Source organism: Serratia sp. CoH_122_TC_1, assembly GCF_058191755.1.
In genome coordinates this window covers 44,334-59,895 of record NZ_JBXWLA010000016.1, presented here as the reverse complement: position 1 = coordinate 59,895, position 15,562 = coordinate 44,334, and the positions used below count along the sequence as shown (strand labels likewise).

General features: G+C 53.1%; 16 protein-coding genes. 4 read left to right on the top strand and 12 right to left on the bottom strand.

Features of this window, described 5'->3' with window-relative positions; translation table 11 throughout:
- Positions 1 to 16 precede the first annotated feature (16 nt).
- From AC2FC2_RS19630 to flhD, 7 genes are all read right to left on the bottom strand, one after another.
- Positions 17 to 1,687, bottom strand: coding sequence for a methyl-accepting chemotaxis protein (locus AC2FC2_RS19630; protein ID WP_209635599.1), 1,671 nt, complete (start codon positions 1,685 to 1,687; stop codon positions 17 to 19).
- A gap of 211 nt (positions 1,688 to 1,898) precedes the next feature.
- The gene (gene cheW, locus AC2FC2_RS19625; RefSeq protein ID WP_012145706.1) at positions 1,899 to 2,399 is read right to left on the bottom strand and encodes a chemotaxis protein CheW; all 501 of its coding nucleotides are present in this window, start codon (positions 2,397 to 2,399) and stop codon (positions 1,899 to 1,901) included.
- 31 nt (positions 2,400 to 2,430) lie between these two features.
- Positions 2,431 to 4,413 carry a chemotaxis protein CheA gene (gene cheA / locus AC2FC2_RS19620; RefSeq protein WP_490308134.1) on the bottom strand — a complete coding sequence of 661 codons (1,983 nt, stop codon included), beginning with the start codon at positions 4,411 to 4,413 and terminating at the stop codon, positions 2,431 to 2,433.
- Positions 4,414 to 4,417: 4 nt separating this feature from the next.
- Positions 4,418 to 5,383: a flagellar motor protein MotB gene (gene motB / locus AC2FC2_RS19615; protein ID WP_209635603.1), complete on the bottom strand. Its 966-nt coding sequence runs from the start codon at positions 5,381 to 5,383 to the stop codon at positions 4,418 to 4,420.
- On the bottom strand, positions 5,380 to 6,270 hold the full coding sequence (gene motA / locus AC2FC2_RS19610; protein WP_037418923.1) for a flagellar motor stator protein MotA: 891 nt from the start codon (positions 6,268 to 6,270) through the stop codon (positions 5,380 to 5,382). Before motA ends, motB begins: the two co-directional genes overlap by 4 nt.
- Before the next feature lie 216 nt (positions 6,271 to 6,486).
- Positions 6,487 to 7,071, bottom strand: coding sequence for a flagellar transcriptional regulator FlhC (flhC, locus tag AC2FC2_RS19605; RefSeq protein ID WP_209635605.1), 585 nt, complete (start codon positions 7,069 to 7,071; stop codon positions 6,487 to 6,489).
- Entirely contained in the window at positions 7,071 to 7,421 is a 351-nt protein-coding gene (gene flhD / locus AC2FC2_RS19600; protein WP_209635607.1) for a flagellar transcriptional regulator FlhD, read from the bottom strand. Before flhD ends, flhC begins: the two co-directional genes overlap by 1 nt.
- A 1,462-nt stretch (positions 7,422 to 8,883) precedes the next feature.
- Between flhD and ydgT the strand changes: the two genes are divergently transcribed.
- From ydgT to AC2FC2_RS19585, 3 genes are all read left to right on the top strand, one after another.
- Positions 8,884 to 9,099, top strand: a complete 216-nt coding sequence (gene ydgT, locus AC2FC2_RS19595) for a transcription modulator YdgT (RefSeq protein WP_012145712.1) — start codon at positions 8,884 to 8,886, stop codon at positions 9,097 to 9,099.
- Between the two features lie 150 nt (positions 9,100 to 9,249).
- On the top strand, positions 9,250 to 9,669 hold the full coding sequence (gene uspC / locus AC2FC2_RS19590; RefSeq protein ID WP_209635609.1) for a universal stress protein UspC: 420 nt from the start codon (positions 9,250 to 9,252) through the stop codon (positions 9,667 to 9,669).
- Positions 9,670 to 9,746: 77 nt separating this feature from the next.
- Entirely contained in the window at positions 9,747 to 10,781 is a 1,035-nt protein-coding gene (locus AC2FC2_RS19585) for an NADPH-dependent curcumin/dihydrocurcumin reductase (RefSeq protein WP_209635611.1), read from the top strand.
- Positions 10,782 to 10,823: 42 nt separating this feature from the next.
- On the opposite strand, the gene pcp is transcribed toward AC2FC2_RS19585, so the two are convergent.
- On the bottom strand, positions 10,824 to 11,471 hold the full coding sequence (gene pcp, locus AC2FC2_RS19580) for a pyroglutamyl-peptidase I (RefSeq protein WP_209635613.1): 648 nt from the start codon (positions 11,469 to 11,471) through the stop codon (positions 10,824 to 10,826).
- Between the two features lie 98 nt (positions 11,472 to 11,569).
- Between pcp and AC2FC2_RS19575 the strand changes: the two genes are divergently transcribed.
- Positions 11,570 to 12,502 (top strand): LysR family transcriptional regulator, encoded by a 933-nt coding sequence (locus tag AC2FC2_RS19575; protein ID WP_209635615.1) that lies wholly within the window; start codon positions 11,570 to 11,572, stop codon positions 12,500 to 12,502.
- Between the two features lie 23 nt (positions 12,503 to 12,525).
- On the opposite strand, the gene sbmC is transcribed toward AC2FC2_RS19575, so the two are convergent.
- The 4 genes from sbmC to AC2FC2_RS19555 form a co-directional block, all read right to left on the bottom strand.
- Positions 12,526 to 12,996, bottom strand: a complete 471-nt coding sequence (gene sbmC, locus AC2FC2_RS19570) for a DNA gyrase inhibitor SbmC (protein WP_209635617.1) — start codon at positions 12,994 to 12,996, stop codon at positions 12,526 to 12,528.
- 31 nt (positions 12,997 to 13,027) lie between these two features.
- Positions 13,028 to 13,870 carry a tryptophan 2,3-dioxygenase gene (kynA, locus tag AC2FC2_RS19565; protein ID WP_209635619.1) on the bottom strand — a complete coding sequence of 281 codons (843 nt, stop codon included), beginning with the start codon at positions 13,868 to 13,870 and terminating at the stop codon, positions 13,028 to 13,030.
- A 238-nt stretch (positions 13,871 to 14,108) separates the two neighbouring features.
- On the bottom strand, positions 14,109 to 14,618 hold the full coding sequence (locus AC2FC2_RS19560; RefSeq protein ID WP_209635621.1) for a MaoC family dehydratase: 510 nt from the start codon (positions 14,616 to 14,618) through the stop codon (positions 14,109 to 14,111).
- The gene (locus tag AC2FC2_RS19555; RefSeq protein WP_404760267.1) at positions 14,612 to 15,562 is read right to left on the bottom strand and encodes an ornithine cyclodeaminase family protein; all 951 of its coding nucleotides are present in this window, start codon (positions 15,560 to 15,562) and stop codon (positions 14,612 to 14,614) included. The genes AC2FC2_RS19560 and AC2FC2_RS19555 overlap by 7 nt, the downstream gene beginning before the upstream one ends.

Genomic DNA, 15,562 nt, shown 5'->3' with positions numbered 1-15,562 from the left:
GAGGCCCAAATGCCGGTTAGAACGTTTCCCAGTTATCCTGCGGATCGCTGGCGTTCATTTTTTTATGATTGAGTACCGGTGCTACTGCTGCCTTGCTCGTGACGGGCATTTTGAACTCGTCCTGGCCTGCCGCTTTAAGGCGGAATACCGCCACTGACTGCGTCAACATGCTGGCCTGTTCTTCCAGTGCCGCGGCTGCCGAGGCGGACTCTTCCACCAACGAGGCGTTCTGTTGTGTGACGCGATCCATTTCAGCCACGGCCTGGCCCACCTGATCGATACCACGGCTTTGTTCATCGGATGCCGATGCAATCTCACCCATGATGTCGGTAACACGAGTGACCGCATTCACGATGTCGCCCATGGTTTCACCGGCGCTTTCCACCAGTACCGATCCCATATCAACACGGTTGACAGAGTCTTCAATCAGGCCTTTGATTTCCTTCGCCGCCTGTGCGCTGCGCTGCGCCAGATTGCGCACTTCGCCAGCCACGACCGCAAAACCACGGCCCTGCTCACCGGCACGTGCCGCTTCTACCGCGGCGTTCAATGCCAGAATGTTGGTTTGGAAGGCAATGCCGTCGATCACGCCTGTAATATCAGCGATTTTCTGCGAACTACCGGCGATGTCATGCATGGTCTGCACCACATTGGCGACCACTTTTCCACCTTTCTGCGCGGTTTCGGACGCGCTCAATGCCAGTTGGCTGGCCTGACGGGCGTTCTCGGCGTTCTGTTTCACCGTTGCGGTCAACTGCTCCATGCTGGCAGCGGTTTCTTCCAGTGAGGCGGCCTGCTGTTCGGTGCGTGAAGAGAGATCGTTGTTGCCGGCGGCAATTTCGGATGCGCCACTATAAATAGCGTCGGCCCCCTGGCGTACACCGCTGACGGTCTCGATCAGTTCGCTTTGCATGTGCTTGAGGCTGGCGGCCAACACGCCCATTTCATTGCGGCTGGTCACGGCGATCTGCTGGGTCAAATCGCCGGCGGCGATCATCTTGATGTGTTCGATCATGCGGTTCAGCGGGCGTACCAGAATGTGGTGAATACCGCTCCACACCAGCACAATGACTGCCAACACGACCGCCAGCACAACCACCAATGTCCAGATGGCGAAACTGAAGGAGTTATTGCTGTCTTCCACTGCGCTCTGGTAAAGCTTGTCGTTCTGAGCCAGATAGGTGTTGTAGATGTCCTCAAAGGCGTCCTGATAGCTTTGCGTCGGCTGGTCAAAGAAGGCGTTGATCTTGCCCTCACCCAGCAATACGGTCAGTTCGGTGAGTGCGCCGTGCAAAATGCCGTATTGCTGCTTGAGTTTTTCGGCTGCTTGCGCGTCCTGGCGGGCATTGAGAGGAATTTTGTCATAGGCGGCATAGTGTTGCTCCGCGACGACCAGGTTACTCTTGGCCCGTGCCAGTAACTCGGCAACGGTGGCACCGCTGCCAATGTTATTGGTATCCATCATGTGGCGGATACCGGCACGGTTCAGGGTGTTACGGGCCTGCAGCAGGTTGACCCAACTTTCGTTCAGCTCTGACTGTTGCTGACGAATGGTCTGCAATACGGTGAAGTTTTCTTTATCATTCTTCAGTGAGGAGAAAAATAGCCCGCCTGAAACCAGCTGCAAGGCGCCAAATAACACCAGCACCAGTAACAGGCTGGTGACCACCTTCATACGATTAAACATGTTTTCCCTTGTTGAACGCCCGCGCGGACAGGCCCTGATTACGTTGATTGACAGAGTTATCGGCGCGACGGGGAATAACTTTATGCGGGGAGGTAACTATTTTTGGTAGGGTTCAGAGCGTGGTATGCAACGTTTGTATGTGGAACCATTATCGAGCGTCGAAATTCAGGGCGCAGCATGCGGCGCCCCTACGGGTATAATCATCCGCGAGTCAGGCGCTTTTCGCTACGCTGTCGACCAAGGACATCTCTTCGCTGCTCAGCAGCTTTTCGATATCCACCAGAATCAGCATACGATCGCCCAATGAGCCCAGGCCAGTCAGGTATTCGGTAGCCAGCGTAACGGCGAACTCAGGAGCTGGGCGGATCTGTTCGGTCGTTAACGACAGCACGTCAGACACACCGTCAACCACAATACCCACCACGCGCTGACCAAAGTTCAGTACGATCACGACGGTGTTTTCATCATAGGACACGTCCTGCTGAGCAAACTTCACGCGCAGATCGATAATCGGCACAATCACGCCACGCAAATTGGTCACGCCTTTGATAAACGCCGGCGTATTGGCAATACGCGTAACCTGATCGTAACCGCGGATTTCCTGCACCTTGAGGATATCAATGCCATATTCCTCATTGCCCAAGGTAAAAATCAGGAACTCTTGCCCTACCGTTTCGCCAGCCAGTTTGCTGACGGTTGCCAGTCCTGCCATGTCATTCACCTTTAAATCAATAGATTAATTATTATGCAGCTGCGTCCGTCTGACGCTGTTCGCGGTTCAGCGTTTGCAACGCCGAGACATCGACGATCAACGCCACACTGCCGTCACCGAGAATAGTGGCGGCGGAAATCCCCGGCACTTTGCGATAGTTGCTTTCCAGATTCTTGACCACGACCTGGTGCTGGCCGATCAGTTGATCCACCAACAGCGCATAGCGACGGCCAGCGCTTTGCAGGATAACGACAATGCCTTGGGTCGCGTCGGTTTTGGCGCCCTCAACCTCAAACACCCGGAAGAGTTCTACCAACGGCAGATATTCGCCACGTACCTGCAACACCCGCTCTCCGCCGGCCAACGGATGCAGATCTTCGGCCTGTGGCTGCAGTGATTCCATCACGGCATTGAGAGGCAGAATGAACACTTCATTGTTTACCTTGACCGACATCCCATCGAGGATAGCCAGCGTCAGCGGCAGCAAAATACGGATAGCCGTGCCCTTGCCTGCCTGAGAGTGGATTTCTACATGGCCACCCATTTCCTGAATATTTCGCTTAACCACGTCCATGCCGACACCACGACCGGACACGTCAGTCACTTGTTCGGCGGTGGAGAAGCCTGGCGCGAAGATCAGCATACCGACGTCTTCATCGCTCATGCTGTCGCTGACCGCAATACCTTGCGATGCCGCTTTGGCGAGAATTTTCTCACGATTCAGGCCCGCGCCGTCATCAGTGACTTCAATGCAGATATTGCCGCCCTGATGTTCTGCCGACAGGATCAGATTACCCACTGCCGACTTACCCGCCGCAACACGCGTTTCCGGGTCTTCAATACCGTGATCCAAACTGTTGCGAACCAGGTGCGTTAACGGATCGATAATGCGTTCGATCAGGCTTTTGTCCAGTTCGGTAGAACTGCCCTGCAATTGCAGCTCTACCTGCTTGTTCAGCTTGCTGGCCAGATCGCGAACCAAGCGAGGGAAACGGCTAAACACGTACTCCATCGGCATCATGCGGATCGACATCACCGACTCTTGCAGATCGCGCGCATTGCGCTCCAACTGGCTCATGCTGTTCAGCAGATCGCCGTGATTCACCGGGTCCAGGCTGCCAGAACGCTGCGCCAGCATGGACTGGGTGATCACCAGTTCGCCCACCAGGTTGATCAACTGATCCACTTTTTCTACCGCGACGCGGATACTGGTCGATTCGCTGGCCTTGGCGCGCGATTTAGGCGCATCAGCCATCGCCGGTGCCGGTTTGGCGGCAGGCACTGGCGGGGCTGCTGCGACGACAGGCTCCGGCTGCGGCGAGACAACGGGCGACGGTTCGGCCTGCGGCGGCGTGGAGAAGCTGATTTGCTCCGGTTCCAGCACAAAACACAGCACCGCACTGATGTCGTCTTCACTGGCGGAAGTCAGTAACGTGACTTCCAGGCTGTTGTCTGTTTGGTGCGGGTTCTTCACCTCGCCCAGATTCCCCAGCTCTTCGAGCATCAGCGGGACTTCATTCGGCTTCAGGCCGCACAAGCAAACGCGCATCCCGCCTTCGATCGCCTCAGGCGCAACAACGGCATGTTCTGTGACAGGTTGTGCAGCGGGAGCATCCTGCTGCTGTGCGTCTAATGCAAGCTGCCGCAGTGCCTGGCAAATATATTCAAAGCTGTCGGCATCCGGCTTTTGCGACGTTTTGTAGGCGTCCAGTTGCTCCTGCATAATGTCTTTGGTTTCCAGAAACAGGTTGATAATTTCGGTACTCAGGCTCATTTCCTGACGCCGCGCACCGTCCAGCAAGTTCTCCAACAGGTGAGTCGTTTCCTGCAGCACCGAGAAACCAAAGGTGGCTGCGCCGCCCTTGATCGAATGTGCCGCACGGAAAATGGCATTCAGCGGCTCAATGTCCGGAGCCAAGGGATCGAGCTCCAGCAGATGTTGCTCCATGTCGGCCAGCAACTCGTCTGCTTCATCAAAAAAAGTCTGATAAAACGCACTAATATCCATGCTCACGGGGTCACCTCTGCTGTGAGTCGCTGTTAGTTGGTGAAGGGAGAGCCGCCGGTGCTTCCGGAACAATGAGGGTTGCCGGGGCCGTTGCCGACGGCGCCAATGATTTCAGCTCGACCGGTTGGGCAATGTCCATCGCCGTGCTTTCGCCATTTTCGTGTTCGATGCCTTGCTGAGTTTGCTTGTTCAACACCAACACGGTGATTCGGCGGTTAATCGCATCGTCTGCGCCGTGTTGCTTGAGGCTCATGGTGGCGGCCATACCCACGACGCGCAGCACCTTGCCTTCCGAAAGCCCACCGGCGATCAGCTCACGCCGTGACGCATTGGCCCGATCGGCTGACAATTCCCAGTTGCTGTAACCCCGTTCACCCGTGGCATACGGAATGTCATCGGTATGGCCAGACAAACTGATTTTATTCGGCAAATCGTTCAGGATAGGCGCAATGGCACGCAGAATATCGCGCATGTAGCTTTCCACTTGCGCACTGCCGGTTTTGAACATCGGGCGGTTCTGGCTATCAATGATCTGAATGCGTAGCCCTTCATCCATCATGTTGATCAGTAGATGCGGGCGCAGCGCCTTCAAGCGCGGATCGGATTCAATCAGCTCATCAAGCTTTTCACGCAGTTTGTTCAGTCGCAGTTCTTCGTCACGCTTTTCCAAGGTGTCAATTTGCTTTTTCACCAACCCGTCCTGTTGGGTAGGGTCATCCCCACCGCCAGGGATCGGGCTGCTTTCCGAACTGCTCTTATCGCCCGCGGTCAACGCCACTTTCAGCGGTGTGCGGAAGTATTCGGCGATTTGTGTCAGCTCTTGCGGGCTGGCAATTGCCAGCAGCCACATCACCAGGAAAAATGCCATCATCGCCGTCATAAAGTCGGCATAGGCAATTTTCCATGAGCCGCCGTGATGGCTGGCATGATGCGACTTGCGCTTTCTGACCAAAACAACCGGGTGATTCTGCTTCATGCCTGTTCTTCTTCCGTCGCCTGCTGTGCCGGCGCTTTCACCCGACGCACATGTTCTTCCAGTTCAACGAAGGACGGGCGTTCAGTGGTGTACAACGTTTTACGTCCGAATTCGACCGCGATCTGCGGGGCGTAACCATTCAGGCTAGACAACAACGTGACCTTGATGCATTGCATCATTTTCACGTTTTCGGCACTTTTTTGTCGCAGCAACGTCGCCAACGGAGAGATGAAGCCGTAAGCCAGCAAAATACCGAGGAAGGTCCCGACCATCGCGTTGGCGATCAACGCGCCCAGTTCCGCTGCCGGACGATCGGCCGAAGCGAGTGCGTGCACCACCCCCATGACCGCCGCGACAATACCAAAGGCCGGCAATGAGTCGCCGACCATCGCCAGGCTGCCTGCCGGCACCTCGCTTTCCTGCTCAAAGGTTTCGATCTCTTCGTCCATCAACGCTTCGATTTCAAACGCATTCATGTTGCCGCTCACCATCAGCCGTAAGTAATCGGTAATAAACTCTACGAGGGTGTTATCGGCAAGAATGCGCGGATAATTAGAGAAAATTTCACTTTCCTGCGGATTATCAATATCAAACTCGAGGGACAACATGCCCTGCTGGCGGGATTTGGCCAATAGCCGGTACAGCAGCGCCATCAGATCCATGTACAAATCTTTGCTGTATTTCGAACGACGCATCAGTTTGGGAATGGCGCGCAGGGTAGACTTTATCGCCTTACCGTTGTTGCCCACGATAAAAGCGCCGATGCCCGCACCGCCGATGATCAAGAACTCTGCCGGCTGATAAAGTGCACCCAGATGGCCCCCCACAATCAGGTAGCCCCCAAAGACCGCACCCAATACCACGAGATAACCCAAAATAACTAACACACGCATTCCTTAAATTAACAATGTGGATGGAAGGTGGGATAAGCGCGCTGTTGAGCCGTATCGGCGCAGCCGGCTGGGCTGCGCCTATGGGTTCGTTCTGCCGAACCCGGTGTTTAACAACTCTGTTTATGCCCGTCATCTTCAGGTTGCAGTGGTGTTGACTGCAACCTGAACCATTGAGGGTATAGGTCTGGATAAACCGGCGCTGTCGCCGGCTCAAATCGCGCGTTTAACCTGCTCGTCCAGCAGTTGAGGAATAATATCGGCCAGTTGCGGCGAAAGTTTACGTCTTTTTACTGCGCGGGATGGGGGTTGGCATAAACTGCAAACAAAACTGTTCAACGGCTGGTGTGCGTGAGTAATAAAAGTACCGCCACAGCAGTTACATGCGGAAAGCTGCAGCATGCCACTGTCGACGAAACGTACCAATGTCCAGGCACGGGTCAGTGCCAACAACGGCGCCTCACCCGGTTGATAAGGACACTGTTCCAGGTAAAGACGGTAGGCTTTAATCACAGCCTCGACGCCAGTACAGTGCCCACTCTTCATCAAGAAGCTATAAGCGTTATAAAACATCGATGAATGGATGTTCTGTTCCCAGGTCATAAACCAGTCAGTCGAGAACGGCAACATACCTTTTGGCGGCGGGCTGCCGCGCAATTCTTTATAGAGCTTGATCAAACGCCCGCGGCTGAGCTGTGTTTCACTTTCCAGCATCTGCAAGCGGGCGCCCAGCGTAATCAGCTCCATAGCAAGCTGAATGTCCTTGGCTTCCTGAACGATACTTTTCTCTGCCATCATCAAGCTCTTTTCTTCGTTACACTACCGTCTTTACTCGATAGTTCTTGCAGTAAATGGCTTGATAGCAAAATGCCCGTATGGATTTGCTGCAGATCGTCCACGCGTGACTCTTTCGTCAGGCGTTCAATCGTATTGTGATCGTTAAAACGGAAGTGACAGACCAACTGGTTAGTCTCAGCCAGTTTGACCATTTGCGGTAACGTGAGTTGAGCAAGCGCGTCAGCCATAGTTTCATCAATACCCAGACGGAACATCGCCGAGGCTTTTTCATCATTAATCAGACGCTGTGCTAAAAGTAAATATGACAGGTTGATGTCATAAATATGCTTAAGTAATTCAGACGTACCCATATTCCCCATCCCGACAGACTATGTTTAAAAACATACGCTGGGTGATAATTTTTATCGCCCGTGACCTGGGTTTGTTCCCGAAGTTGGCAAATGAATCTCTGAATAACAGTCGTTATAAATTTTTCCACATCACTAAATTCGGACCATCATTCAGTATTTGATACGTGCGTAAACCAACGTGTATGGATGTACAGCATTTTGCTTCAGCAGTGTTTAGCCACCGTGAAACTATTTTTACAAAATTAATAAGATTATTCCTAATGCAGCGCAACTCTACCCCCGAACCATTAGCACACACAATGTAAGTAAGCGGCAATTTTAAATACAATGTGATCTAGATCACAAAAATAAAAAATATTTAAGCCAAATATCACGTAGTCAGTACGTTTTTTAACCTTGTTTTTGCTCAAAAAACAACCATAAGTAAAAAAACGTCTTAAAAACAATGTATATAAGCCAAAAAAATATCTTTTTTAGATCAATTCGAACAAAAGCATTACCAAACTAAAATAACAGAACAAAAATCTGTTCGTAGGCGATAAAGACAGTATAAATAACCGTTTAATAAACAATAAACTATCCGCATTGAAAAATAACGCATGTAAACTATAAGGTTATTAGGTTTCGGATTTGACTTAAACTTTGCCGTATTCGCTGTTTTAATTTTCAACGAATGCTCACGTTCGGTTAACAAGGTCTCACCTACGTTGCGAACAAGAAAACAGACGTAACGATATGTTTCTGGACAAACTGAGTAAAAATGGCAGGTTCTTGAAGATTTTTGACTGAAGTATCCCAAAACGATTTATCGGCAGGGTTAATTAAAACTTTAATAATTTATCGTTACTGCTTAAAAATAGTTAAATCTCATCAAATACCGACATTCCAATTAAAACCGCCCTGCTTGATTCACCGCCCTTATAAAATAAAACATAGTTTCGTTTTATTTTATGTACTGGTTTCATTATACCTCACGGATTTTACATCACGGACAGCAGAGCATACGCTCATCCCCAGGTAGGGTTGAGTATCATATTCATTGTGGAAATTTATTCGTCACCTGCCATTGCTGAAAGAGCGGATCTTCCGACAAGCCGAATGTACCCAGCGGAGCAAGACAAGGCTCCGGTGCCCACATAAACCAGCGTCGTCGCCCTCAAAACCTTAGCCAACGCCGTTGCCGGTAGGTGCTGGCAGCGCCATCCAGCCCTGCGATCCGGATTCATGTGCCTGAGACTTTCCTTATTTAGCAGTTTGATCAGCAGGATGGCATTGCCGATAGCGCACAGGCATATTATTATTCTGAGGCAGGATCGCCTGCGCACAGCCAATTATTACCGTATTGCAATTTATTTATTTGAAATTAATTTTTCAGGTCGCACATCACATTTTTGCTGCTGTCATGATGACAGGGTGATGTTTCTTCGTCCGGCTACAACTATTAACAGGCTATATTTTAATCATGACTGATACCCTGGATTACCTGATGACATTCCGTAAATGCACCAGCTTGGACAGCGTAGAAAAAGTGTACGATAAGCTTAACTATTCTATTGATAATGATATTGAAATCAGCAATATGTATCGTGCTGCGGATCACCGTCGCGCCGAGTTGGTTGCGGGTAAACTGTTCGATTTGGGTAAGGTGCCAAAAACGCTGTGGGCGCAAGTGCTATAATTGCCCTTAATTACTCACGCGTGCCCTTTATCTTTTATTGCTAAATAACGGCAATAACCCGGGATTTATTGACGCGCGTGATACAAAACACATTTATTAACGTCACCAGGCTCTACCCTTTGCCCTAAGAACAGGAAACAGGAGTGGAAGATGGGATATCAAAACGTTTTGGTTACCGTCGCGGTGGCGGCAGACAGCCACCGCCTGGTTGAAAAAGCCGTCTCTATCGTGCGGCCCTACAACGGTAAAATCACCCTGCTTAGCATGATCGCCAATCCAGAAATCTACAATAACTTCGCAGGGCCGATGCTGGGGGATTTGCGTGCATTGATGGAGGAAGAAACGCTGCTGTTTATGGAGGAATTGCGCCTGCGGGCCGATTATCCGATTGCCGATACGTTAATCGTACACGGCGAGTTGGGTGACAGCCTGAGCTACGCCAGTCGACAACAGACGTTTGATCTGGTGGTATGCGGCAATCACAGTGACAGCATGATGAACAAAGTCTCTTGTTCTGCGGCGCGCTTTATCAATACCAGCCACATAGACGTACTGATCATCCCTCTTTAACGCTGAGCACATTAGGCTATTCGCCCTTCATGATGATTGGCTAGACTTAGGTTCCCTGTCCGCATAAGGAGCTTCTGATGTCTCAGTCTATGCACCAAAACCGCCGTTTTTTGCTGGCCTCACGCCCACACGGTGAACCTACCGCTGACAATTTCCGTCTGGAAACCGTCCCCACGCCGCAGCCCGCTGCGGGCCAGGTACTGTTACGCACCGTTTATCTGTCACTTGATCCCTATATGCGCGGTCGCATGAGCGATGCCCCCTCTTATGCTCCCCCCGTGCAGATCGGTGAAGCCATGGTCGGCGGCACGGTATCACGTGTTGTCACGTCACAACATCCCGACTTCAAACCCGGCGACTGGGTATTAGGCTATGACGGTTGGCAGGATTACGCGCTGTCCGACGGCAGCGACTTGCGCAACCTTGGCCCCCACCTAGCTCACCCGACACGTCTGCTAGGCGTATTGGGCATGCCTGGCTTTACGGCTTATATGGGGTTGACAGAGATTGGCCAACCGAAACCCGGTGAAACCCTGGTGGTCGCAGCGGCCAGCGGCGCCGTAGGATCGGTGGTCGGGCAAGTCGCAAAACTGAAAGGGTGCCGCGTCGTCGGCGTCGCTGGCGGTAAAGAGAAATGTCGGTATGTCGTGGAGGAGCTGGGCTTCGATGCCTGTATCGATCACCGGGCACCTGACTTTGCGGCACAGTTGGCCGCCGCTTGCCCACAGGGCATCGATATTTATTACGAGAACGTCGGTGGCGCCGTGTTCGATGCCGTGATTCCGCTGCTGAACACCCAGGCACGTATTCCTGTCTGCGGCATTATCGCCCACTATAACGCAACCAACTTGCCTGCCGGGCCCGATCGCCTGCCGATGTTGCAAGGGCTGATTTTGCGTAAGCGCATCCGCATGCAAGGTTTTATTATTTTTGATGACTTTGCAGAAGGTTTTGACGAATTCCTGCGGCAAATGAGCGAGTGGATTGAGCAAGGGAAAATCAAATTCCGCGAAGACCTGGTTGACGGACTTGAGAATGCACCACAGGCATTTATCGGTCTGTTACAAGGCAAGAACTTCGGCAAGTTAGTGATCCGCGTAGGCGAGGACTAACCTCAGACAGGGCGCAGTCTTAGGCTGCGCCCTCATATTGCCTTAATGCACTGCACCGCCAGTCATCGATAAGTCCTCTCCGACAGTCAATGTGGTATGCACAATACTGCGCACCGCCTCGATCATGGTCGCTAATGCCATACTCGGTTTGCCGGGGTGATTCACCGCCAGCTCATGGCTATAAGGGATGTGGATAAACCCTCCTTTTATTGCCAGATTCTGCTGAGCGATGTGGTGACTCAAACCATAAAAGAGCTGATTACAGTTATAGGTACCCGCTGTCTGTGACACCCCAGCCGGAATCCCCCGTTGGCGCAGATGATGCACGATCGCTTTTACCGGCAACGTGGAGAAATAGCCCACCGGCCCGCCGTCCACTATGGGTATATCTATGGGTTGGTTGCCGGCATTATCAGGAATACGGGCGTCGATCAGGTTGACGGCTACCCGTTCAACGGATATTTCGGCTCGTCCGCCGGCCAGCCCAAGACAGATCACCGCCTTTGGGCGCACCCTGTCGATAGCCGACATCAACTGCTGATTGGACAGCCCCAACACGCACGCCAATTGGCAGACGACCACCTCAGCACCGGCGATCCGTTCCCCCGCCAAAGCCTGTGCAACCTGCCATGACGGATTAATCAGATCCCCATCAAACGGCTCAATGCCGGTCACCAATACCCTCTCCATCATCACACCTTATGTTGTTATTGAATCAGCGTGCTCTCAGCCTAAACAACGCGGTATGATTCTGGAAATGGATTATTGGTATATAGAGTATTCATAAAATGAATTTATCAAGCGTCGATCTCAATCTTCTGGTGGTGTTTGAAGCGTTGTACCAAACGCGTAATGTCACCGCGGCAGGCCGCACGCTGAACCGCGCCCAGCCTTCCGTCAGCAATGCCCTGACCCGGCTGCGGACCCTGTTTGGCGACCCGCTATTCGTCCGCAGTGGCGGCAGCATGATGCCAACCGCACGTGCCCACCAGTTGATGCCGCAAATACGCCCCGTACTGGAACAAATCCGTCATGCGTTGACGCCGCCGACCCACTTCGATCCCGCCACGGCAAACCAGCGCCGCTTTAGGTTAGCCGCCGGCGACTATGCCGATATCACGCTGTTGCCGCTCATCATAAGCCGACTGCGCCAGGACGCCCCCGGCATTGATATTCGCGTTTCGCGGCTGGATCGCCGCACGATAGTGCAGCAACTTGAGCGCGGAGAAATAGACGTAGCCCTGGGTGGGCATCTCAACGCGGAGGAAGGCATGCTGGTGCAACCGTTGTTTAACGAGAGCTTCGTCTGTATTGCCAACCAACAGCACCCGCAGTTGGCCGCCGGACACTGGGGCTTGCGAGAGTACCTCACCTTACCCCACGCACTTTACGCGCCGTCGGATGACGGATCTGCACGTGGGATCATAGACCGGCGGTTGGCTGACATGGGGTTGGAGCGGCGGGTTGCAGCGACGTTCTCTCACATTATTGCGTTGCCTGCGGTCGTCGCCGGCAGCGATCTGATCGCCACCCTTGCGTGCAGCGTCGCCAGACGCTTTTCCGATCCTGAAAAGGTCTGTTTCTTGCCACTGCCCTCGGAACTGGCAGTGGCTGAATTTTCTATCGATTTGATCGCGGGCCGACAGGCCAAGCGAGATCCTGCGCTGGCCTGGCTCTGTAATACCATCGCCCAGTTAAACGTGGGTGACATCCTGATTTAACCCCAGTACACCGGGGTTAGGCCCTACATTTTCTGCACCGTCTGATAAATATCAAGGTCAAAATAGCCATCGGCCTCACAGTCGTTGAGGTAATGCTCGTAACACACGCCTGCGGTGGGCTTGTAGCCACTGGCCGGCAGTTCTCGCTGATAGAAATCTGCCCAGGCTTTGCCAAAATCGCCATCGGTGATCTGCACGTGATAGATCCCGTATAACCCGGCAGGCAGCGTTTGCAGTGCGAATCCGTCATGAATCGGCGTTGGTAGCACAAAGTCATCCGGCACGGTAAACACCACGTCGGCCCGCAGTTGTTCAGGCGCGACCACCGACGGATCGTCCCAATACAACACCAGCCATTTGCCTATCGGGACCCCATGTTGCCGTTGCCAGGCCACCAGCTGTTTGACGCCCTGGGGAACAGTTTCCGGGTAAGGCCCAACGACCCGCACACCAGCCACTTTTTCTGCCCGTTTATCTTCAATTCTTAACGTCATTACCCGCTCCTGACACCCTGTTGAGCTCAACCTACGCGCCAATTTCGGTGCGCACATCCAGTAACTCAGGGAAGAAAGTCAATTCCAACGCCTTTTTCAGGAAGCTGACGCCGCTTGAGCCGCCGGTGCCCATTTTGAAACCGATGATACGTTCCACCGTCTTCATATGTCGGAAACGCCACAGGTGGAAGCTTTCTTCTATATCTACCAGCTTCTCCGCCATTTCATAGGCTTCCCAATACTTTTGCGGATTGTCATAGATCTCTTTAAACGCAGGCAGCAGATTTGGATTGCGTTGATAAGGTTGTGTCCAGTCACGTTCGATACACGCTTGCGGAATAGGCAGGCCATGACGTGACAGATAGAGCAAATATTCATCGTACAGGCTTGGCGCCTCGAGGATCGCCTTCAGCGCAGCGTGTTTTTCCGCGTCGTTACTGAACACTGCCAGCATTGCCGCATTCTTATTGCCCAGTAAAAACTCGATGGACCGGTATTGGTGAGACTGGAAACCGGAAGAGTTGCCCAGCACATCGCGGAACTCAACGTATTCCGACGGCGTCAGGGTTTCCAACACCGCCCACTGCTCAAACAACAGACGCTGGATCTGCTTAACCCGCGCCAGGATCTTGAAGCAATGGCTGAGCTTGTCCTGTTGCACCAAAGTTCGTGCCGCTTGCAGCTCGTGCAGCATCAATTTCATCCACAGTTCAGAGGTCTGGTGCTGCACCACAAAGAGCATCTCATCATGATGCTGCGGGTTGGACAGCGGGTGCTGACAGTCCAGCAGTTGGTCCAGGCACAGGTAGTCGCCGTAACTCATGCGTTTGGAAAAGTCGGTGACAATCGCGCTTTCTAATTCCCGTTTGTTCATCTGTTCTCTCCGCTGCGCCCACGACCGGAAGCGGTGTGTAGCGTGCTGCAACCAGAAAACAATAGTACATCCCCCCTCGCTCCGAATGACTATAAACGAGAGTTGCCTCGCAGTTTTTAACCTTGGGGAGACGGCTTTCATCCCTGCGAGGGCTTTCTGTTTATCCGCTGAGCAAATTGCCCCCGCACGGCTTATCGGCGGGGTTTCATCAGTGAATCATGCACATGAAAATCCTTTTTTAGTCCCGTCCCGGTGACGGTTGAATAGCCTCCCGACGCCGTACCATGAAAGACCTTTCGAAGGTGATCACCGTTTCACCTGTGGATTTGATCCCCCGCGTTTCCACCGTGATGATGCCGTTATTGGGCTGAGACTTTGAGGGACGTTTCGCCAGGATTTTGCTGGTTGCATAGAGTGTGTCGCCGACAAAAAGCGGATCTTTTAACCGTACTTTATCCCACCCGAGGTTGGCGACTGCCCGGGCAGACAATGCCTGTACCGTCATACCGCTGACCAGAGCCAACGTAATGCTGCTGTTCACCAGAACGCGGCCATATTCGGCCTGGGCGCTGTAAACCTGATCGAAATGCAAGGGGTGCTGGTTCATCGTCAGTAGGGTCAACCAGGTGTTATCAGCCTCGCTGAGAGTACGGCCAGGCCAATGTTTGATCGTCATGCCAGGATCGAAATCCTCGTAATCGCCACCCTGTTCTTCCACATATTCATTGTCGCCAATTCGTTTTAACATGCCGTTTTCTCCCTGGATTCGTAAAGCGCGATCGCCGCCGCCGTGTCTTCAATAGCCAGCCCCACACTGCGAAATAGCGTGGTCTGCCCTTTATTAGCCGCAACCTCGCCAAGAATCAGCGCGCCAAGTTCATGAAGCTGCTCCGGTTGGATATACCTTTGCGTGAGCGCTGTGCGCACTTCCCCCGCGTCCTCCTGCGCGGCAGAGGCGGTTTCCACCACCACCAACGCCGTTTTCAGCAACGCGGGATCCACTTCCATCGCCTCTTCGTGGGTACCACCGATAATATTCAGATGAGCGCCTGGCGCGACCCAATCGGCGGCAATCAACGGCTCGCAAGAAGACGTGGACGTGGTCGTGCAGATAATCTCGGCGCCCTGCACTGTGTCGAACAAGGTCTGACAGATGACAACCTCCGCCGTCGTTACCGTTCTGGCCCACTGTGCGAACGCCTCGGTTCTGGCCTTTGTGCGGGAATAAATCCGCACTCGGGTAATCGGACGCACGGCAAGCATCGCCAGCAGGGTTGCCCGAGCCTGCACACCTGCCCCCAAAATGGCCAGATCAGCGGCCCGCGCAGGCGCACACAACTGGGTTGCCAAACCTGCAACCGCGCTGGTTCTCACGGCGGTTAAGGCGGCGCCGTCGAGTAACGCCAGCATCTGACCGGTATTGATGTCCGTCAGCACCACCACGCCGTGAATGAGCGGAAGCCCCTGCATGGAATTGCCGGGCGTCAGCGTGGTTATCTTGACACTGGCAACACCGCGTTTAATCCAGCCCGCGGGGCTGATTAACATTTCGGAGGGGCCATGGTTCAATAACGTTCGCGACGGCGATTGCGCTTTCCCGCCGCGTAAATCCTGGAAGACCTCGCTCAGGTTGGCCATCACATGCCGAAGTGGGGTATTTCCAGACATGTCGTCTTCGTTGATGATTTGCAT